The organism is Streptomyces pinistramenti (genome assembly GCF_020564935.1).
In the GTDB taxonomy this organism is placed as follows: Bacteria; Actinomycetota; Actinomycetes; order Streptomycetales; family Streptomycetaceae; genus Streptomyces; species Streptomyces pinistramenti.
In genome coordinates, this window is record NZ_JAJCXB010000021.1 from 68,593 (window position 1) to 87,577 (window position 18,985).

An 18,985-nucleotide genomic window follows, 5' to 3' on the forward strand; every position below is an offset into this window, starting at 1 on the left:
CACCGTCGTCGAAGGCGTGCCGGGGAGGGAATCGCGCCCGCCCCGGCAGGCGCACGTTGATGTCGGATTTCCGCCAGCGGGGGAGTGGTGGCTGCGGAATCCTGGAGGCATGCACACCGACACCGAGCGTTGCCTGCGGGCCGTGCAGTCCAAGGATGCCCGTTTCGACGGCTGGTTCTACACCGCCGTCGTCACCACCCGCATCTACTGCCGTCCCAGCTGCCCCGTGGTGCCGCCCAAGCCCCAGAACATGCGGTTCTACCCCAGTGCGGCCGCCGCCCAGCAGGCCGGGTTCCGCGCCTGCAAACGCTGCCGGCCCGACGCCAGCCCCGGCTCACCGCAGTGGGACGAACGGGCCGACCTCACCGCCCGCGCGATGCGGCTGATCGCCGACGGCGTCGTGGACCGCGACGGCGTCCCCGGACTCGCCCGAAGGCTCGGCTACAGCACCCGGCAGGTCGAACGCCAGCTGCTGGCCGAACTGGGCGCCGGGCCGCTCGCCCTGGCCCGCGCCCAACGCGCCCAGACCGCACGGCTCTTGATCGAGACGACCGCCCTGCCGATGGCCGAAGTCGCCTTCGCCGCCGGGTTCGCCAGCATCCGCACCTTCAACGAAACGGTGCGGGAGGTCTTCGCACTCGCGCCGGGCGAGCTGCGGCAGCGGGCCCGCCCCGGCCCGCGCGCCGCCCTGCCCGGCGCGCTCACCCTGCGCCTCCCGTTCCGCCGCCCGCTGTGCCCCGACAACCTCTTCGGGCATCTCGCCGCCACCGCGGTCCCCGGTGTCGAGGAATGGCGCGACGGCGCCTACCGCCGCACCCTGCGCCTCCCCTACGGGCACGCCATCGTCGCGCTGTCACCCCGCCCCGAGCACATCGAATGCCGGCTTGCGCTGACGGACCTGCGGGACCTCGCGGGCGCCATCGCACGGTGCCGCCGGATGCTCGACCTGGATGCCGACCCGGAGGCGGTGGACGCGCAGCTCCGCACCGACCCGCTGCTGGCCCCGCTGGTCGACAAGGCGCCCGGCCGCCGCGTCCCGCGCACCGCCGACGCCGACGAGTTCGCCGTCCGCGCGGTACTCGGCCAGCAGGTCTCCACCGCCGCCGCCAGGACCCATGCCGGCCGTCTCGTCACCGCGCACGGCGAGCCCGTCGACGACCCGGAGGGCGGCCTCACCCATCTCTTCCCGGCCCCGCAGGCCCTGGCCGGCCTCGACCCCGAGACGCTGGCGATGCCCAGGACCCGGCGCGCCACCCTCACCGGCCTGATCGCCGCGCTCGCGTCCGGCGCGCTTGGGCTGGGGGTCGGCGACGACCGGGACGAGGCCCGCGCCCGCCTCGCCGCGCTGCCCGGCATCGGCCCCTGGACCGTCGAATGCATCGCCATGCGGGCACTCGGCGACCCCGACGCCTTCACCCCCACCGACCTCGGCCTGCGCCGCGCCGCCACCCGGCTCGGCCTGCCCGGCACCCCGGCCGCCCTCATCCGCCACTCCACCGCCTGGCGCCCCTGGCGCGCCTACGCCGTCCAGTACCTCTGGGCGACCGACGACCACCCCATCAACCTCCTTCCCACGAACTGAGCCCGGAGCCATGACCCCGCACGCATCCGCAGCCACCGGCCGCACCCACACCGTCCTCGACGGCACCCCGGTGGGCCCGCTCACCTTCGTCGCCACGGACGGCGCCCTGGCCGGCCTCTACATGACCGACCACCGCCACCGTCCGCCACTGGAGACCTTCGGACGCCCCGTGGGCACCGACGCCGCGCCCTTCGCCACGGCCATCGAGCAGCTGCACGCCTATTTCCGGGGCGAGTTGACCGTCTTCGACGTACCGCTCGACCTGCGCGGCACCCCCTTCCAGTGCCGCGTCTGGGCGGCCCTGCGCACCATCCCGTACGGGCAGACCCTGAGCTACGGACAGCTCGCCGCGCAGCTGGGTGCGCCGTCGGCGGCCCGCGCCGTCGGCCTCGCCAACGGACGCAACCCGGTCAGCATCATCGTGCCGTGCCACCGCGTCGTCGGTGCCGACGGCAGCCTGACGGGGTACGGCGGCGGCCTCGACCGCAAGCGCCGGCTGCTCGCCTTCGAGAGCGTCGACGCGGCCCTCTTCCCGGCGTCCGAAGCCGGCTGACCGCGGCGGGGGAGTCCAGCAGTGCCTGGACGGGTACGGGCGGCGAACTCCTCGTCGCCGTCCGGCAGGCCGCCGTCGGGGGTCTCGTCGCCGAAGAAGAGGCCGAGGAACGCCCGGTGGAAGCAGGCGCCGATGAGCAGCGTGGCGGCCGTGTCCGGGTCGATGCCGGGCGTGATCCGGCCGCGCCGCTGCTCGGCCAGGTACGCGGACAGCCGCCGTGTCGCGTTCTGCGGCCCGTCCGTGCCCGGTTCGCGAAGCGTGCGCCGGTGCGTCGCCAGCGGCTCGGGGCCGGCGAACAGCGACGCGGCCATCGGGAACGCCCGGCGGTGGAAGCGGACGGCGGTGAGCGCCACCTCTTCGAGACGTCCGGCAGACCTGGAGCGGATGGAGGCGGCGCTGCGCGAAAGCGGCCTGGACCGGACGGCCGCCCGCCCGCCGCGGCTTCGCGACAAGCCGGGGGAGGGCCGCTACCGGCACGCCATCGAGGGCGACCCGGCAGGCAGCACGATCGCCCGCGCGGACGTCGCCCGCGCGATGCTGGATTTCGTCACGGACGGCGCGACCTACGGCCATGCGGTGGGGACGAGCCGGTGACGCGGCCTGCGTCCGTGAAGCGGTGACGCGCCGTACGCCCGCGAACCGGTGGGCGGGCGCGGCGTCCTACCCGCCCACCACGGCGCGCACGTCCGCCACGAGCCGCCCCGCCAGCTTCAGGGCGTGCCCCAACTCCGCACCCGTGCGGCCGAGTTCACCCAGCAGGGCGGTGGCGTCCGCGCCGAAACCCGGTGGGGTGTCCGGCAGGGCGGCGGCCGCCGCGAGCGCACCCTTCTCGTTGAGGCACCAGACACGGTGATGTGCGTGCAGCGCCTGCACGAGATCCCCGACGGACCGGGACAGGCACAGGGCCGCGTGCAGCACGTCGCCGGTGGTCCGCGACGCGCCCGCCATCGCCGCCGAGAACTCCGCGTCCCAGACCGCCCGGCCGGTCAGCGCGGTCCGCAGCGCCTCCGGATAGTGCCGGGTCTCGTCCTTGAGGCGGCCCAACTCCCCGCCCGGGTCGGCCATCACCCGCCCCAGCGCCACCTCGCCCGGGTAGGCGGGGGACCAGAAGCCGAGCGGATGGCCGGCCTGGGCGCCGATCTCGAAACGCCCCTCCCGGCACTCCTCCCACACCCGCCGCACCCGGTCGACGTCCCGCAGGATCCAGTCCACACGGCTGCCGTCCGGCATCACCAGCCAGGCACCGCCGTTGACCCACTCGCCCCAGGCACCCGGCACACACACCTCGACCGGACCGCCGGTGACCTCGGCCGCCAGCCGCTCCAGCTCGCGCAGCCCCGGTGTGCCGCGGTAGTACACCCCCAGATCCCAGTCCGAGTCCGGCCGGTGCGTGCCACGCGCCCGGCTCCCGCCGAGCATCACTCCGGTCACACCGGTTACCCGTGCGATCCGTGCGGCGATCTCTTCCATGTTCTGTACTCCGTGGACGTAGCTGCGGGGGCGCTGGCGGGGCGGTCGGTCAGGATCCGGCGGGCGCCAACTCCCGCTCGCCGACGGTCTGATCGCCGCTCAGCTCGCCGGTGGGCCGGAAGCCGAGCCGCAGATAGAACTGCTCGGGGCCGTGCTCCCCCACGCCCCAGGTCACCGTGGCGCGCGTTCCGCCGCGCCGCCGGATCTCCGCGCACACGGACTCCACGGCGAACCGGCCGTAGCCCAGGCCCTGCCGGCCGACGGCGATGTTCAGCCGCCACAGGCCGCTGCGCAGCCGGTCGTCAGGATCGGCGGGGTCGAAGCACACGTCGAAGAAGGCCATCACGAAGCCCACGAGCTGCGTACCGTCGAAGATCAGCCGCGGCCAGGCGGTCGTGGGGTGCACGTATGCCTCGGCCAGCGACCGGGCGACCGGCTCGACGAACTCCTGCTGCTCGGGCCTGACCGTCAGCCGGCACGCGGCCTCCACGGTGTCCGGCGTGATCTCTTCGAGGCGGAGTGACGGCGGCATGGCGGCACCCTACCGGCGGATCCCGGCGAACTCGACGGAATAAAACGGCGGCCCGGCACCGCACGCCGGCCGGCCGCGGCAGTCTCAAGCAGGCGTGCCGCCACGGCTGTTCGGCGGCAGCCCGTCCTCCAGCTCGGCCGGGCCCGTGCCCCGCGCCAGGGCATCCAGCGCGGCCCGCAGCCGCAGCGCCAACCGGCGGTCGACAAGGCGCTCGGCCTCGTCCCACGTCACCAGCCGCCAGGACAGCAGCTCTTCCTCCTGCAACCGGACCGCGCCGAGCTGCGCCGCGTCCAGCACCCCGCCGTCGAAGAGGTACGAGACCAGCGGCGGCCGCTGCTCGCTGCGCACCCAGTCGACGGCGAGCAGCGCGCCCGGCGCGAGGTTCAGGCCGATCTCCTCCGCGGTCTCGCGGCGGGCGGCCTGCCGGGGCGACTCGCCGCGGTCCGACTCGACGGTGCCGCCCGGGAGGAGCCAGGTGTCGCGGTAGTTGGGCTCCACGAGCAGGATCCGTCCGTCCGTGGCACGGAAGACGGTGCCGGCCCCGGCGAGCACGCGGGGCAGGCTCGCGATGTATGCGGCGTAGTCCATGGTCGTCATTGCGGAAGTCTAGGGCGGTTCTGACGGATCTCCGCGGCGTCGCGGCGCCTGGCACGCACGCTCGCGGCGTTGCCGAAATGTCCCCATAGCTCCGCTATGAAGACGTCCCGGCGCCTGGTGATCGCACGCACCAGGTGCCGCTCCCTCCTCCACGGGGATCCGTCAGAACTGTCCAGGGGTCGCGGCCCCGGACGGCCCGCTCCTCGGGGCTCTGTTCGCCGGGCCCCTCGCCGGATAGGGTCACAGCGGCGCGACTGCCAGTTCGAAAGCAAGGGGTAACACGGTGGCGGACGCAGCAAGGACACAGTCGGCACGGGTGCTGATCGCCGCGGACAAGTTCAAGGGTTCGCTCACGGCCGTCGAGGTCGCCGAGCACGTCACGGCCGGTCTGCACCGCGTCGTCCCGGAGCTGGACGTCACGGCCCTCCCGGTCGCGGACGGCGGCGACGGCACGGTCGCCGCGGCGTTGGCGGCCGGATTCACCCGCCACGAGGCCCGCGTCAGCGGACCCACCGGCACGCCCGTGACCGCCACCTTCGCCCTGCGCGGTGACGGCACGGCAGTGGTCGAGATGGCGGAGGCATCGGGACTCCAGCACCTCCCGGACGGCGTTTTCGCACCGCTGACGGCCAGTACGTACGGCACCGGCGAGCTGCTGCTGGCCGCACTGGACGCGGGGGCGACCTCGATCGTCTTCGGCGTCGGCGGCAGCGCCACGACCGACGGCGGCGCCGGGATGCTCGCGGCGCTCGGCGCCCGCTTCCTCGACGCGGACGGCGTGCCGGTGGCGCCGGGCGGCGGACCGCTGCGCGCCCTCGCCACCGCCGACCTGTCGGGCCTCGACCCCCGGCTGGCGCGCACCGGCATCGTGCTGGCAAGCGACGTCGACAATCCGCTGACGGGCCCCAAGGGCGCCCCGGCCGTCTACGGCCCGCAGAAGGGCGCGAGCGAAACGGACGTGGCCGCCCTGGACGCGGCGCTCGCGCACTACGCCGAGGTGCTGGAGCGGGCCGTCGGCACACGGGCCGCCGCGCACGCGTCGGCGCCCGGCGCGGGTGCGGCGGGCGGGATCGGCTACGGCGCGCTGGTCGGCCTGGACGCCGCCTTCCGGCCCGGCATCGACGTGATGCTGGACGTGCTGGGCTTCGCGCCCGCGCTGGCCAGGGCCACCTTCGTCATCACCGGCGAGGGCTCGCTCGACCGGCAGACGCTGCACGGCAAGGCGCCCGCAGGTGTCGCGGCCGCCGCCCGCGCGGCGGGCATCGACGTGGTCGCGGTCTGCGGGCGGCTCCAGCTCACCCCGGAGGCGCTGGGCGCGGCCGGCATCCGGCGGGCGTACGCGCTGACGGACCTGGAGAGCGACCCGGCGCGCTGCATGACCCTGGCGGGTCCGCTGCTGGAACGGGCGGCCGAGCAGCTGGCCCGCGACTTCCTGGCCTGAGCCGGATCCGGGCGGCCCGCACGCCGGGCCGCCCGGCAGCGGAATGCCGAGAGCCCCGGGCGCATCGTGCACCAGGGGCTCTCGGCGGATCGTACGGGCGTTACGGAAGCTGGGCGGCGCGGGCCTCGCGGCGGTTGTCTCGGAAGGTGTTGACCCTCCGGGCCGTCGCGAACAGCGGGATCATCGCGCCGAGCACCACCTGGAGCGCGCAGCCGGTCTGCAGCAGCCGCTGGCCTCCGGGGGCGTCCAGCGCCCAGGCGGCGAGCATGCCCATGCTGAGCACGATCCAGCTGAGCATCGCCACGGCCAGCCGGCCGCGCGGCTTCGGGTACTCGACCCGGCTCACCATCAGCCAGGCGACGCCGATGATCGCCAGCAGCGTCGGCAGGAACGGCAGCTCCAGCAGCACGATGGCGACGACGGTCAGCGCACCGAAGGGGCCCGGCATGCCCTGGAACATGCCGTCGCGCATCGGCACGCACGAGAACCGCGCGAGCCGCAGCACCACGGCCAGCAGCACCACGACCGCGGCCACCACCGACACCCGCTGGTTCGCGTCCTGGGCGACCATGCCCCAGGTCACGACGAAGTAGGCGGGGGCCAGGCCGAAGCTGATCAGGTCCGAGAGGTTGTCCAGCTCGGCGCCCATCGCCGAGGCCCGCAGCTTGCGGGCCACCAGGCCGTCGAAGAGGTCGAAGACCGAGGCGAGCAGCATCAGGATCACGGCCATCGCCGCGCTGTGCCGGGCCATCCCGCCGTCGTCCATGCCCGTCAGGTGCGGGATGAGGACGCCGGTGGTGGTGAAGTACACGGCCATGAAGCCGCAGATCGCGTTACCGAGCGTGAGGGTGTCCGCTATCGACAGCCGCGTGGACAGCGGCATGTCGTCGACGTCCTCGTCGGTCTCGGGCGCCCAGCTCGCCTGGGTCTCGGGATCAATCACGGTCAAGACGAGTCACCCCCGCGGTGGTGGCCTGGCCGACCTCGACCGCTGCCTCGACGCCCTCCGGAAGGTAGACGTCGACGCGCGAGCCGAAGCGGATCAGACCGATGCGTTCGCCCTGCTCGACCTTGGTGCCCTCGGGCACGTAGGGAACGATGCGGCGGGCCACCGCACCGGCGATCTGGATCATCTCGACGTCACCGATCTCGGTGTCGAAATGCCAGACGACCCGCTCGTTGTTCTCGCTCTCCTTGTTGAACGCCGGGACGAATCCGCCGGGGATGTGCTCCACGGACGTCACCGTGCCGGCCAGCGGCGCGCGGTTGACGTGGACGTTCAACGGGCTCATGAAGATCGCGACGCGGGTGCGCCCGTCCTTCCACGGCATGATGCTCTGCACCACACCGTCGGCCGGAGAGATGACGCGGCCCTGGGTGATGTCGCGCTCGGGGTCGCGGAAAAACCACAGCATGCCCGCCGCGAGTGCGGTGGTGGGCACGGCGACGGCAGCCCAGCGTCCCGAGCGACGGGAACGGGCCAGGCTGACCGCTGCCGTTGCCACGGTCGGGAGGAGCCACGGCGACGCTCCGCGCGCGAGGCGGACGCGACCGCGTGGTGCAGAGGATTGGCTGTGGGGCATGGATGACCTTCGTAGCGGAGGATGCCGCGTAGGGATACGGGGGACGGCGGCTTTCCGGGGATGCTATCGGTTGCGAGCGGCAACTGGCCAAGAGCCAGCGCCAATCCATGGCCGAAGAACGATGACGCGGTGTGATCTTCGTCTAGGTGAAATCGGCCTAAAGGGGATTTTCACCCCTGGATTCGGTACTCCTCAAGTAGCCGCCGGCCGATGATCATTTTCTGGATCTCGGCGGTACCTTCACCGATCAGCAGCATCGGGGCCTCACGGTAGAGGCGCTCGATCTCGTACTCCTTGGAGAAGCCGTAGCCGCCGTGGATGCGGAACGCGTCCTCGACCACCTCCTTGCAGTATTCGGAGGCCAGGTACTTCGCCATGCCCGCCTCCAGGTCGTTTCGCTGACCCGAATCCTTTTTGCGAGCGGCGTTCACCATCATTGCATGGGCTGCTTCGACCTTTGTAGCCATTTCGGCCAATTTGAACTGGATGGCCTGGTGCTGGGCGATGGGCTTCCCGAAGGTGTGGCGCTGCTGCGCGTAGTCCACCCCCAGTTCGAACGCGCGCTGGGCGACGCCGCAGCCGCGTGCGGCGACGTTGACGCGGCCCACCTCGACGCCGTCCATCATGTGATAGAAGCCACGTCCGGTCTCGCCGCCGAGCACCCGGTCGGCCGGGATCCGCAGGCCGTCCATGATCAGCTCGGTGGTGTCCACCCCCTTGTAGCCCATCTTGTCGATCTTGCCGGGGATGGTGAGTCCGGGCCGGACCTCGCCGAAGCCGGTCTCCTTCTCCACCAGGAAGGTCGTCATCGACTTGTGCGGCGCGGTGCCCTCGGGGTGGCCCTCGTCGGTCCGGCACAACACCGCGACCAGCGTCGACGAACCGCCGTTGGTCAGCCACATCTTCTGGCCGTTGAGGACGTACGCCTCGCCGTCCCGCACGCCCTTGGAGGAGATGGCCGACACGTCCGAGCCCAGCGCGGGCTCCGACATCGAGAAGGCGCCGCGGATCTCACCGGCCGCCATCTTCGGCAGGAAGTAGTCCTTCTGTTCCTGGGTGCCGTGTTGTTTGAGCATGTACGCCACGATGAAGTGGGTGTTGATGATGCCCGACACGCTCATCCAGCCGCGGGCGATCTCCTCGACGGTCAGCGCGTAGGTGAGAAGGGATTCGCCGAGGCCGCCGTACTCCTCGGGAATCATCAGTCCGAAGACGCCGAGTTCCTTCAGGCCCTCGACGATCTGCGTGGGGTATTCGTCCTTGTGTTCCAGCTCGGTGGCGACCGGGAGGATTTCCTTGTCCACGAATCCGCGGACGGTGGAGAGGATTTCCCGCTGGATGTCGGTCAGGCCCTCGGTCTGCGCAAGACGGGTCATGGGACTACTTCTCCTTCTTGGCCGCGGGGGCCTTCGGCTCCGGGCGGCCCGGCTGTTCGCCGCCGCGTTCCTCGATGTACGTCGCGGTGGGCACCATGACCTTGCGCCGGAAGACGCAGACGAGGGTGCCGTCCTGCTTGTAGCCCTTGGTCTCGACGTGGACGATGCCGCGGTCCGTCTTGGAACGGGACGGCGTCTTGTCGAGCACCGTCGTCTCGCCGTAGAGCGTGTCGCCGTGGAAGGTCGGCGCCACGTGTTTGAGGGATTCCACCTCCAGATTGGCGATGGCCTTTCCGGAGACGTCCGGTACCGACATGCCCAGCAGCAGCGAGTAGATGTAATTTCCGACGACGACGTTCTTTCCGAAGTCGGTGGTCCGCTCCGCGTAGTTGCTGTCCATGTGCAGCGGGTGGTGATTCATCGTGAGCAGGCAGAAGAGGTGGTCGTCGTATTCGGTGACGGTTTTTCCGGGCCAGTGCTTGTAGACGTCGCCGACGGTGAATTGTTCGTAGGTACGGCCGAACTGCATGGTGCTCACGCCTCCGGGGCTTCGAACGTGGACGTACGGGTCAGGCCGGCCGCCCGGCCTTTTCCTGCGATGACCAGCGCCATCTTGCGGCCGGCCGCGTCGATCATCTCCTCGCCGAGCATCGCCGAGCCCTTTGTGCCGCCGGCTTCCGACGTGCACCACTCGTAGGCGTCGAGGATCAGCTCGGCGTGGTCGTAGTCGTCCTGTGAGGGCGAGAAGACCTCGTTGGCGGCCGCCACCCGGCCGGGGTGCAGCCCCCACTTGCCGTCGAAGCCCAAGGTCTTCTCGATCTGCGTCAGCGGCAGGTCCGGCGCGACGACCTGCTGGGCATCCTGGACCTTCGGCAGCATGAGGCGGTCGAGGCGGTGGCCCGCGCCCTCGACGACCGTGCTGACGCCCCGGTAAGTCCACTGCGTGGTCCAGTCGTTGACCCGGACGACGCGGGTCCTGCCTGTCCGGTCGCCCTTGTTGAGCGCGTCCACGACGGTGCGCCGTGCGCCCTCCTCGGCGAGCGGCGCGCAGGCGCCCTCCAGGTCGAGGAAGACCTGGTCCGCCGGCAGGCCCTGGGCCTTCTCCAGGAAGCGCGGGTTGCTGCCGGGGACCGCGGGACGGGAGTGGCGCGGCCGCAGTCGGCGCGTAGCTTCAGGAGCGCAGCGACTTCCACCGGGGGCGGTGGCGGGAGACCGGCGGGCGGTCATGCGGTGACCTCCAGAGGGCCGAGCTTGTTCGCCTTGCGGATCTCGTCGACGATCCGGCCGATGATTTCCGTGATGCCGAAGTCCTTCGGGGTGAACACGGCGGCGACCCCGGCTTCCCGGAGCGCGGCCGCGTCGGCGGAGGGGATGATGCCGCCGACGATGACGGGCAGGTCGTCGACGCCGGTGCGGCGCAGCCGGTCCAGCACGTCAGGGACGAGTTCGGCGTGCGAACCGGACAGGATCGACAGGCCCACGCAGTGCACGTCCTCGGCGACGGCGGCCGAGACGATCTGCTCGGGGGTGAGCCGGATGCCCTGGTAGACCACCTCGAACCCGGCGTCCCTGGCCCGTACGGCGATCTGCTCGGCACCGTTGCTGTGGCCGTCGAGGCCGGGCTTGCCGACCAGCAGCCGCAGTTTGCCGCTGCCGAGGTCGGCCGCGGTCTTGGCGACCTTGTCGCGGACCCGGGCGAGCGGGGTGCCGGCCTCGGCGGTGACGGCCAGCGGCGCGCCGGAAACGCCCGTGGGCGCCCGGAACTCGCCGAAGACGTCGCGCAGCGCCCAGGCCCACTCGCCGGTCGTCACGCCGGCGCGGGCGCACTCCAGGGTGGCGGCGAAGAGGTTGCCGTCCCCTGCCGCGGTCTTCTTCAGGACGGACAGGGCTTCCTGGGCGCGGGTCTCGTCGCGGTTGTCGCGCCACTCGTGCAACGCCCGTACCACGCGCGCCTCGTTGGCCGGGTCGACCGTCATGATCGCGGTGTCGAGATCGGCGGTCAGCGGGTTCGGCTCGGTGCCCTCGAAGCAGTTGACGCCGACGATCTTCTCCTCGCCCGCCTCGATCCTGGCCCGCCGCTCGGCGTGCGAGGACACCAGCTGTGACTTGAGGTAGCCGGACTCGACGGCCGCCATCGCGCCGCCCATCTCCTGGATGCGGTCGATCTCGGCCAGGCACTCCGTGACCAGCGCGTCCACCTTGGCCTCGATGACGTGCGAGCCGGCGAAGATGTCCTCGTACTCCAGCAGGTCCGACTCGTGGGCCAGCACCTGCTGGATGCGCAGCGACCACTGCTGGTCCCAGGGCCTGGGCAGGCCCAGCGCCTCGTTCCAGGCGGGCAGCTGCACGGCCCGCGCGCGGGCGTCCTTGGAGAGCGTCACGGCCAGCATCTCCAGCACGATGCGCTGGACGTTGTTCTCCGGCTGCGCCTCGGTCAGCCCGAGCGAGTTGACCTGGACGCCGTAGCGGAAGCGGCGCTGCTTGGCGTTCTCGATGCCGTAGCGCTCGCGGGTGATCCGGTCCCAGATGCGGGAGAACGCCCGCATCTTGCACATCTCCTCGACGAACCGGACACCGGCGTTCACGAAGAACGAGATGCGGGCGACCACCTCGCCCTTGCGGTCGTCGGGCACCTGGCCGGACGCGAACACCGCGTCGAGCACGGCAATCGCGGTGGACATCGCGTACGAGATCTCCTGGACCGGAGTGGCCCCCGCCTCCTGGAGGTGGTAGCTGCAGATGTTGATCGGGTTCCACTTCGGGATGCGGTTGACCGTGTACGTGATCATGTCGGTGGTCAGGCGCAGGGAAGGGCCGGGCGGGAAGACGTGCGTCCCGCGCGAGAGGTACTCCTTGACGATGTCGTTCTGCGTCGTCCCCGACAACTCGGTGATGTCGGCGCCCTGTTCCTCGGCCACCACCTGGTACATCGCCAGCAGCCACATGGCCGTCGCGTTGATGGTCATCGAGGTGTTCATCCGGTCCAGCGGGATGTCCTGGAACAGCCGCCGCATGTCACCGAGGTGGGAGACCGGCACCCCGACCCGGCCGACCTCGCCGCGGGCGAGGATGTGGTCGGGGTCGTAACCGGTCTGCGTCGGCAGGTCGAACGCGACCGACAGGCCGGTCTGGCCCTTGGCGAGGTTGCGCCGGTACAGCTCGTTGGACGCCTCGGCCGTGGAGTGCCCGGCGTACGTCCGCATCAGCCACGGACGATCCTTCTGACGCTCAGTCATGTATGACCCGTATCCTCGTGATTCAGGTGTCCGACGGGGCTGCTCAGATGTCCCTGAACCGGTTGATGGCGTCGAGGTGCCGCGCGCGCATCTCCTCGTCGCGCACCCCCATCCCCTCCTCGGGCGCCAGCGCCAGCACGCCGACCTTGCCCTGGTGGAGGTTGCGGTGCACGTCGTACGCCGCCTGGCCGGTCTCGTCGAGGGTGTAGGTCTTCGACAGGGTCGGGTGGATCCTGCCCTTGGCGACCAGGCGGTTGGCCTCCCACGCCTCGCGGTAGTTGGCGAAGTGCGAGCCGACGATCCGCTTCAGCGACATCCACAGGTAGCGGTTGTCGTACTCGTGCGTGTAGCCCGAGGTCGAGGCGCAGGTGACGATGGTGCCGCCCTTGCGCGTGACGTACACGGACGCGCCGAAGGTCTCGCGGCCCGGGTGCTCGAAGACGATGTCCACGTCCTCGCCGCCGGTCAGTTCGCGGATCCGCTTGCCGAAGCGCTTCCACTCGCGCGGGTCCTGGTGGTGCTCGTCCTTCCAGAACCTGTAGCCCTCGGCGTTGCGGTCGATGATCGCCTCGGCGCCCATCCTGCGGCAGATCTCCGCCTTCTGGTCGCTGGAGACCACGCAGATCGGGTTGGCGCCGCCGGCCAGCGCGAACTGGGTGGCGTAGCTGCCGAGTCCGCCGCTCGCGCCCCAGATCAGGACGTTGTCGCCCTGCTTCATCCCGGCGCCGTTACGGGAGACGAGCTGGCGGTACGCGGTCGAGTTGACCAGTCCTGGCGCTGCCGCCTCCTCCCAGCTCAGATGCTGCGGCTTGGGCATCAGCTGGTTGGACTTGACCAGGGCGATCTCGGCGAGGCCGCCGAAGTTGGTCTCGAAGCCCCAGATCCGCTGCTCGGGGTCGAGCATCGTGTCGTTGTGTCCGTCGGACGACTCCAGCTCGACGGAGAGGCAGTGCGCGACGACCTCGTCGCCCGGGCCCCAGGCGTTGACGCCGGGGCCGGTGCGCAGCACGACGCCGGAGAGGTCGGAGCCGATGACGTGGTACGGCAGGTCGTGCCGCTTGGCGAGCGGGGAGAGCTTGCCGTAGCGCTCCAGGAAGCCGAAGGTCGGCATCGGCTCGAAGATCGACGTCCACACGGAGTTGTAGTTGACCGAGGAGGCCATGACGGCGACCAGCGCCTCGCCGGGCCCCAGTTCGGGCACCGCCACGTCGTCGACGTGCAGGGACTTGCGGGGGTCCTTGTCCTTGGTGGCGAGCCCCGCGAACATCTCGGCCTCGTCCTTGTGCACGGTGACCGCGCGGTAGGACTCGGGGAGGGGCAGGCCGGCGAAGTCAGCGCTGGTGCTGTCGGGCGCGAGGATCGCGTCCAGGATTTCGTTCATGGTGTGCCTCCGGCGAAGCTCGTCTTCGGGGAACGGCTTGAGGGAACGTCGGGGGTGGTGCGGGTCGGGTGCCGTCGGTTCGGCCGGGGTGGCTCCGTTTCCGGTGCCGCTGCGGTGGTCGCGGCGGCGCAGGGCGCGGGGCCTGGCAGCGCGGGTGGCGCGGGAGGTGCCTGTGACGCAGGCGTCCGGGCGGGACAGCCGTAAAAGGGCTGTTGGGACAGCCGGCCCGCGAGTGGTGCCGCGCGCCGGCCGCCCGGACGACTTCACGTTATGACACCGCGTGCCAGGCGACAAGACACTGAGTGCCATGACTTTCTCTCAAGTGAAAGAAAGTCGTCACATCTGAGCGATGATCGTTCAAAGGGGTCCGGGGCGTGCGGGATGATCGGTCAAATGGCCCTGCGGGGGCGGGAGATGGGGCCGCCGGCGAGGGGGGCGCAGGTCGTCACGGGTGGCCGGGCACCCGTCGGTTCAGCGCTTCTTCAGCGCCTGCTCGATGGTGCGCATGATCTCGTCCAGCGGGGCGTCCGTGCGGGCCACCGCCACCAGGACCTCGCCCTCGCGCGACACGGTCGCGGGCGCCGGCTCCCCGGATGCCGCCCGGCCCGCGCCGATACCGGTGCCGAAGGTCTCCCGGACGATCTCGAAGGCGTGGTCGAGCTGGGTCTCGACGTCGCCCTGGGCGCCGGCCCGCAGCCAGCGTCGCAGCACGTGGTTGTGCGCGGTGACCACCGCCGACGCGGCGACCTCGGCGAGCAGCGGATCGTCGTCGCCCTCGCGGTGCGCGCCCTCGTCGAAGTGGCCCAGGAGATAGCGGGTGAACAGCCGCTCGTATCGGGCCACCGAGGCGATCTCGGCCTCCCGGAGCGTGGGCACCTCGCGGGTGAGGTGGTACCGGGCCACGGACACGGCGGGTGACGCCGCGTACATCCGCATGACTTCCTTGATGCCGCGGCAGACCGTGTCGAGCGGGTTCTCGTGCGGCGGGGCGGCGTCCAGGACGGCCTCGGCGCGGACGAGGGTGTCGTCGTGGTCGGGGAAGATCGCCTCTTCCTTGGAGCGGAAGTGGCGGAAGAACGTGCGCCGGGCGACGCCGGCGGTGGCCGCGATCTCGTCGACCGTGGTCGCTTCGTAGCCCTTGGTGGCGAACAACTCCATAGCCGCAGCCGAGAGTTCGCGGCGCATTTTGAGCCGCTGGGCGGCTGCGCGGCGGGTACCGGGAGTGGTGGTTTCCGGTGCGTCGGATGACTGCGGGCGAGCGGGCTGGGACATGTGGGGACGGTACTGCATATTCATCCGGCCTGCGGCATTCGGTGCCGCCCGCGGCCCCACGGCCGGGGGCGGGCTGCCGGAAGGCTCCAGCAGCCCGCCCCATCCGCCCCACCCGTCAGCGCCGGGCGTACTCACGGAAGCCGCGGCCGGTCTTGCGGCCGAGGCAGCCCGCCGCGACGAGGTGCTCAAGCAGCGGCGCAGGGGCCAGGCCCGGGTCGCGGAACTCGGCGTGCAGCACCTTCTCGATGGCCAGCGAGACGTCCAGGCCGACCACGTCGAGGAGTTCGAAGGGCCCCATCGGGTAGCCGCCGCCGAGCTTCATGGCGGCATCGATGTCGTCCAGCGTCGCGTAGTGCTCCTGCACCATCTTGATCGCGTTGTTGAGGTACGGGAACAGCAGCGCGTTGACGATGAAACCGGCCCGGTCGCCGCAGTCCACCGGGTGCTTGCGGACCGCGGCGCAGACCTCGCGCACGGTGGCGTGCACGTCGTCGGCGGTCAGCACCGTGCGCACCACCTCCACCAGCTTCATGGCGGGCGCGGGGTTGAAGAAGTGCATCCCGATGACGTCCTGCGGCCGGGAGGTGGCGCGTGCGCAGGCGATGACCGGCAGCGAGGAAGTGGTGGTGGCCAGGACGGCGCCGGGCTTGCAGATCCTGTCCAGGGCGCCGAACAGCTCCTGCTTGACCGCCAGATCCTCGGCCACCGCCTCGACGGCCAGATCGACGTCGGCGAACGCGTCGAGCGAACCTGCCGTGGTGACCGCGGCCAGTGCGGCATCGCGTGCTGCGGCGGTCAGCCTGCCCTTGTCCACCGAGCGGTCCAGCGACTTCGCGATCCGGGCCTTGGCCTGCTCCGCCTTCCCCTCGCTCCGGGCGGCCAGCACGACCTCGTAGCCCGCCTTCGCGAAGACCTCGGCGATGCCGCCTGCCATCGTCCCCGAACCGGCCACGCCGACCCGGCGCACCGGACGGCCCGCAGCGCCCGCGCTCGGCCCGGCAGGGCTCAGCGGGTCCGGCACGACCGTGGCGCTGCCCGGCGCCTCGTACGTGTAGAAGCCGCGGCCCGCCTTCCGGCCGGTCAGCCCGGCCTCGGCGAGCTGGCCGAGCACCGGTGCCGGGGCGTGCAGCCGGTCGCGGGACTCGGCGTACATCGCCTCCAGGACCGTGCGCGCGGTGTCCACGCCGATCAGGTCCAGCAGTGCCAGCGGCCCCATCGGCAGCCCGCAGCCGAGCCGCATCGCCGCGTCGATGTCCTCGCGGGTGGCGTACTTGGACTCGTACATCGCCGCGGCCTGATTGAGGTAGCCGAAGAGCAGGCCGTCGGCGACGAAGCCGGGGCGGTCGCCGACCGCGATCGGATCCTTGCCCAGGTCGCGGGCGAGAGCGGTGACCGCGGCGGTGGCGGTCGGCGCGGTGAGCACCGAAGAGACCACCTCGACCAGCTTCATGGCGGGCGCGGGGTTGAAGAAGTGCACGCCGAGCACCCGCTCGGGGCGCAGCGAATCGGCGGCGAGCCGGGTCACCGACAGGGCGTTGGTGCCGGTCGCCAGGATGGTGTCGGGGCGCACGATGCCGTCCAGCGCGGTGACGATCTGCCGCTTCAGCTCGTAGTCCTCGGGCACCACCTCGATGACGAGGTCGGCGTCCGCCGCCGCCTGAAGGTCGTCGAAGGTACGGAACCTGGCCAGGACGGCCTGCCGCTCCCGCTCGGTGATCCGCCCGCGCTGCACGGCGCGGGCGGTCGCGGCGTCGAGGGCTTCGGCGGCGGCACGGGCTGCCGCGTCATCGGTGTCGATGCCGATGACCTTGCGCCCCGCGCGGGTGAGCACTTCGGCGATCTGGCTGCCCATGGTGCCCAGGCCGACGACGGCCACGGTGGCGAGGGACGGGGACGCGGCGTCGGAAGAGTGGTCTGAGGTGGACTGACGGTCCATCGCGAGACTCCAGAGGATGTTCCCCGAGACAGGGGAGAGGTGACGACTGAGGAGTGTCCGCGCGGCGGCGCGAGAAGCGGCGCACGGCGGACGGGCCGCGGCGGACGCCACGGGAGGCCGGAGCACTGCGGGCAGCGCTGCGCGGGGAAGGAGAGGCGGCGGGCCCTGTCCCGGGGCCGTGCCGTGTTCTCCGTACGGGTGTCGTGCTGGGTGTGCCGAACCGACTGCACGCTGTGGCGGCTGCGTCACCAGGCCGCCGGAGCAGGGGTGCTGCTCGTTCCAGCAGGTTAACCGGTGGGTAACCATAGGTCCAGGGGTAGTGCGGGGCATGAAGGCGTGGTGCGGGCCACATCGCGCGAACCGGGGGCGGCGGGAGGGAATGCGACACATGGAAGAGGAATTCCACGAGTTGACCGACCGGGTGCGGACCGAACTCCGCTCCCCACAGGACCTGTTGGCGTACGAGCGGCTGCTCGGGCTGGCCCGCAAGGGAAGCCCGGCGGGGCGCGAGGAGCTGGCCGGCCTGCTGGTCGCCGTCGAGCGCCCGCTGTGGACCCGCGAGATCGCCGCCTTCGTCCTCGGCTGCGCCGGGGACAAGCGGGCCTTCGAGACGCTGGTGCTGCTGCTGAACTACCGCGATCCGGTGCGCTGCGCCACCGCCGCCTACGCCCTGGCCAGACTCGGCGACCCGCGCACCGCCCGCGCCGCCGCGGCACTCGCCACCAATCCGCTGCGCACCGCCTACGCGCTGCACCCCGTACGGCTGCTCGCCGAGCTGCGCGCCCCGCAGTCGGTCCCGGCGCTGATCGCCACCCTGGAGCGGCTGTTGACCCCGTACAACCCGTACTGGCGGGTCGCGCTCGCCTGCGTCGAAGGGCTCGGCGCCCTGGGCGACCGCCGCGCGGTGCCCGCCCTGAGCGCGGCCGCGGCCCATCCCCGGCTGGCCGCGGCGGCGGCCGCCTCGCTCGCCAGGCTCGGGGTCCACGAGGGGGGCGGCTGACGAGGCGGCGGGCTGCTGCGGACCCCACGGGTCCGCTCTACGGCGCCACCACCGGCCTGCGGTAACGCAGTTCGGGGACGCTCACGCCGCCCGCATCGGACGCCTCCTCGGCGCCGTCCGGTGTGAATCCGGCCCGTTCGTAGAACCGGCGGGCACGTGCGTTGCCGCGCACCACCCACAGGCACAGCAGGCCGAAGCCGGCGGCCCGCGCCCGTTCCTCTGCCGCCGCCAGGAGCGTGCGCCCGACACCCGTGCCGATCAGGGCGGGCGCGACGTAGAGGGCCAGCAGCTCACCGGCGACGGGCGCCCCGCCACCGGGTGCGGCCAGATCGGGATCGCGCGCGGGGCCGACGGCGGCCCAGCCGATGACCTGACCGGCGCGCTCCGCGACCAGTTCGGACACCCCGGGCGGCCGGCGCCGGAAGCGCGCCCGGTGCCGCTCGGCGTACTCCGCCGCGCTCATCGAGTCCAGGTACGGCTGCGGCATCAGACCGGTGTACGCCGCCCGCCACCCGTTCACCCGCAGGGCGGCGACCGCGTCGATATCGTCCTCGGTCAACTCGCGTACGCACTGCGGCGCCCGCTCCCGTACTGCGTCCATGTGCGGCAGGCTAGAGGGCGGGCGGAGATACGGCACGTGGATTGTTGACGGGGCGGGGCGGGGCGGCTGCCGGACACGCTCCACGTGCCCACCGTGCCCACCGTACGGACCGGACAGGGCGCAGGCCGGGGAAGGTGTGTCCTGCCGGCGCCGGTTGCCTTACAGAGATGAAGGTGGATACATGGCGGCGTCGTTGAAGCGGTCGGTTCCCGACGTCTGGCTGCTGGTGCGCAGCCGTCCGGCCGTGCCGTTGGCATCGACACGTGTGCTGGCCGACACGCTCACGACGGCGTACGGCTCCCGCTTCGCCGTCCGGCACACGGACGAGCTGCTCATCGGCGTCCAGGACGGGCGGCTGATCCTGCGCACACCGGCCGGCGATGACCTGCCAGCCCCGAAGGCCGTCTGCGTACGACAGGTACCCG

General features: G+C 71.8%; 18 protein-coding genes and 1 pseudogene. 5 read left to right on the plus strand and 14 right to left on the minus strand.

Going from position 1 to position 18,985, the window contains the following annotated elements:
• Positions 1 to 109: 109 nt before the first annotated feature.
• The 3 genes from LIU39_RS16970 (at position 110) to LIU39_RS16980 (ending at position 2,729) form a co-directional block, all read left to right on the plus strand.
• Positions 110 to 1,582 (plus strand): DNA-3-methyladenine glycosylase 2, encoded by a 1,473-nt coding sequence (locus LIU39_RS16970; RefSeq protein ID WP_227047563.1) that lies wholly within the window; start codon positions 110 to 112, stop codon positions 1,580 to 1,582.
• A 10-nt stretch (positions 1,583 to 1,592) separates the two neighbouring features.
• Positions 1,593 to 2,135: a methylated-DNA--[protein]-cysteine S-methyltransferase gene (locus LIU39_RS16975; RefSeq protein ID WP_227047564.1), complete on the plus strand. Its 543-nt coding sequence runs from the start codon at positions 1,593 to 1,595 to the stop codon at positions 2,133 to 2,135.
• 132 nt (positions 2,136 to 2,267) lie between these two features.
• Positions 2,268 to 2,729: an NAD(P)H-binding protein gene (locus tag LIU39_RS16980; protein WP_227047565.1), complete on the plus strand. Its 462-nt coding sequence runs from the start codon at positions 2,268 to 2,270 to the stop codon at positions 2,727 to 2,729.
• Positions 2,730 to 2,795: 66 nt separating this feature from the next.
• Here LIU39_RS16980 and LIU39_RS16985 read toward each other — a convergent pair whose 3' ends face one another.
• The 3 genes from LIU39_RS16985 to LIU39_RS16995 form a co-directional block, all read right to left on the minus strand.
• Entirely contained in the window at positions 2,796 to 3,605 is an 810-nt protein-coding gene (locus LIU39_RS16985; RefSeq protein WP_227047566.1) for a nucleotidyltransferase domain-containing protein, read from the minus strand.
• 49 nt (positions 3,606 to 3,654) lie between these two features.
• Positions 3,655 to 4,137 (minus strand): GNAT family N-acetyltransferase, encoded by a 483-nt coding sequence (locus tag LIU39_RS16990; protein ID WP_227047567.1) that lies wholly within the window; start codon positions 4,135 to 4,137, stop codon positions 3,655 to 3,657.
• 84 nt (positions 4,138 to 4,221) lie between these two features.
• Positions 4,222 to 4,734, minus strand: a complete 513-nt coding sequence (locus LIU39_RS16995) for an NUDIX domain-containing protein (protein ID WP_227047568.1) — start codon at positions 4,732 to 4,734, stop codon at positions 4,222 to 4,224.
• Positions 4,735 to 5,050: 316 nt separating this feature from the next.
• On the opposite strand from LIU39_RS16995, the gene LIU39_RS17000 reads away from it, so the two are divergent.
• Positions 5,051 to 6,175: a glycerate kinase gene (locus LIU39_RS17000; protein ID WP_227047596.1), complete on the plus strand. Its 1,125-nt coding sequence runs from the start codon at positions 5,051 to 5,053 to the stop codon at positions 6,173 to 6,175.
• Between the two features lie 100 nt (positions 6,176 to 6,275).
• On the opposite strand, the gene pssA is transcribed toward LIU39_RS17000, so the two are convergent.
• From pssA to LIU39_RS17045, 9 genes and pseudogenes are all read right to left on the minus strand, one after another.
• A complete protein-coding gene (pssA, locus tag LIU39_RS17005; RefSeq protein WP_227047569.1) occupies positions 6,276 to 7,124 on the minus strand; it encodes a CDP-diacylglycerol--serine O-phosphatidyltransferase in 849 nt (282 codons plus the stop codon).
• Entirely contained in the window at positions 7,111 to 7,758 is a 648-nt protein-coding gene (locus LIU39_RS17010; RefSeq protein WP_227047570.1) for a phosphatidylserine decarboxylase, read from the minus strand. Before LIU39_RS17010 ends, pssA begins: the two co-directional genes overlap by 14 nt.
• 170 nt (positions 7,759 to 7,928) lie before the next feature.
• Positions 7,929 to 9,134 (minus strand): acyl-CoA dehydrogenase family protein, encoded by a 1,206-nt coding sequence (locus LIU39_RS17015; RefSeq protein ID WP_227047571.1) that lies wholly within the window; start codon positions 9,132 to 9,134, stop codon positions 7,929 to 7,931.
• A gap of 4 nt (positions 9,135 to 9,138) precedes the next feature.
• Positions 9,139 to 9,663 carry a MaoC family dehydratase gene (locus LIU39_RS17020; RefSeq protein WP_227047597.1) on the minus strand — a complete coding sequence of 175 codons (525 nt, stop codon included), beginning with the start codon at positions 9,661 to 9,663 and terminating at the stop codon, positions 9,139 to 9,141.
• A gap of 5 nt (positions 9,664 to 9,668) precedes the next feature.
• The gene (locus LIU39_RS17025) at positions 9,669 to 10,361 is read right to left on the minus strand and encodes an HpcH/HpaI aldolase/citrate lyase family protein (RefSeq protein WP_227047572.1); all 693 of its coding nucleotides are present in this window, start codon (positions 10,359 to 10,361) and stop codon (positions 9,669 to 9,671) included.
• Positions 10,358 to 12,403 (minus strand): annotated as a pseudogene (locus tag LIU39_RS17030) (ethylmalonyl-CoA mutase); the annotation flags it as partial. The gene LIU39_RS17025 and the pseudogene LIU39_RS17030, both read right to left, overlap by 4 nt.
• Before the next feature lie 10 nt (positions 12,404 to 12,413).
• Complete coding sequence (gene ccrA / locus LIU39_RS17035) at positions 12,414 to 13,751, minus strand: crotonyl-CoA carboxylase/reductase (protein WP_227047574.1); 1,338 nt, start codon at positions 13,749 to 13,751, stop codon at positions 12,414 to 12,416.
• Between the two features lie 471 nt (positions 13,752 to 14,222).
• Complete coding sequence (locus LIU39_RS17040; protein ID WP_227047575.1) at positions 14,223 to 15,023, minus strand: TetR family transcriptional regulator; 801 nt, start codon at positions 15,021 to 15,023, stop codon at positions 14,223 to 14,225.
• 115 nt (positions 15,024 to 15,138) lie between these two features.
• The gene (locus LIU39_RS17045; RefSeq protein ID WP_227047576.1) at positions 15,139 to 16,959 is read right to left on the minus strand and encodes a 3-hydroxyacyl-CoA dehydrogenase family protein; all 1,821 of its coding nucleotides are present in this window, start codon (positions 16,957 to 16,959) and stop codon (positions 15,139 to 15,141) included.
• A gap of 388 nt (positions 16,960 to 17,347) precedes the next feature.
• On the opposite strand from LIU39_RS17045, the gene LIU39_RS17050 reads away from it, so the two are divergent.
• Positions 17,348 to 17,959, plus strand: a complete 612-nt coding sequence (locus tag LIU39_RS17050) for a HEAT repeat domain-containing protein (RefSeq protein WP_227047577.1) — start codon at positions 17,348 to 17,350, stop codon at positions 17,957 to 17,959.
• Positions 17,960 to 17,996: 37 nt separating this feature from the next.
• Here LIU39_RS17050 and LIU39_RS17055 read toward each other — a convergent pair whose 3' ends face one another.
• A complete protein-coding gene (locus tag LIU39_RS17055) occupies positions 17,997 to 18,560 on the minus strand; it encodes a GNAT family N-acetyltransferase (RefSeq protein WP_227047578.1) in 564 nt (187 codons plus the stop codon).
• A gap of 159 nt (positions 18,561 to 18,719) precedes the next feature.
• Positions 18,720 to 18,896: a hypothetical protein gene (locus tag LIU39_RS17060; RefSeq protein WP_227047579.1), complete on the minus strand. Its 177-nt coding sequence runs from the start codon at positions 18,894 to 18,896 to the stop codon at positions 18,720 to 18,722.
• Positions 18,897 to 18,985 lie beyond the last annotated feature (89 nt).

Coding starts and splice junctions, on each gene's coding strand:
- LIU39_RS16995 (WP_227047568.1), bottom strand. CDS start 4,734: ATGACGACCATGGACTACGCCGCATACATCGCGAGCCTGCCCCGCGTG.
- LIU39_RS16980 (WP_227047565.1), top strand. CDS start 2,268: ATGAGCAGCGTGGCGGCCGTGTCCGGGTCGATGCCGGGCGTGATCCGG.
- LIU39_RS17040 (WP_227047575.1), bottom strand. CDS start 15,023: ATGTCCCAGCCCGCTCGCCCGCAGTCATCCGACGCACCGGAAACCACC.
- LIU39_RS17015 (WP_227047571.1), bottom strand. CDS start 9,134: ATGACCCGTCTTGCGCAGACCGAGGGCCTGACCGACATCCAGCGGGAA.
- LIU39_RS16975 (WP_227047564.1), top strand. CDS start 1,593: ATGACCCCGCACGCATCCGCAGCCACCGGCCGCACCCACACCGTCCTC.
- LIU39_RS17010 (WP_227047570.1), bottom strand. CDS start 7,758: ATGCCCCACAGCCAATCCTCTGCACCACGCGGTCGCGTCCGCCTCGCG.
- ccrA (WP_227047574.1), bottom strand. CDS start 13,751: ATGAACGAAATCCTGGACGCGATCCTCGCGCCCGACAGCACCAGCGCT.
- LIU39_RS16985 (WP_227047566.1), bottom strand. CDS start 3,605: ATGGAAGAGATCGCCGCACGGATCGCACGGGTAACCGGTGTGACCGGA.
- LIU39_RS17025 (WP_227047572.1), bottom strand. CDS start 10,361: ATGACCGCCCGCCGGTCTCCCGCCACCGCCCCCGGTGGAAGTCGCTGC.
- LIU39_RS17055 (WP_227047578.1), bottom strand. CDS start 18,560: ATGGACGCAGTACGGGAGCGGGCGCCGCAGTGCGTACGCGAGTTGACC.
- LIU39_RS17060 (WP_227047579.1), bottom strand. CDS start 18,896: ATGAGCAGCTCGTCCGTGTGCCGGACGGCGAAGCGGGAGCCGTACGCC.
- LIU39_RS17045 (WP_227047576.1), bottom strand. CDS start 16,959: ATGGACCGTCAGTCCACCTCAGACCACTCTTCCGACGCCGCGTCCCCG.
- LIU39_RS16990 (WP_227047567.1), bottom strand. CDS start 4,137: ATGCCGCCGTCACTCCGCCTCGAAGAGATCACGCCGGACACCGTGGAG.
- LIU39_RS17020 (WP_227047597.1), bottom strand. CDS start 9,663: ATGCAGTTCGGCCGTACCTACGAACAATTCACCGTCGGCGACGTCTAC.
- LIU39_RS17050 (WP_227047577.1), top strand. CDS start 17,348: ATGGAAGAGGAATTCCACGAGTTGACCGACCGGGTGCGGACCGAACTC.
- LIU39_RS16970 (WP_227047563.1), top strand. CDS start 110: ATGCACACCGACACCGAGCGTTGCCTGCGGGCCGTGCAGTCCAAGGAT.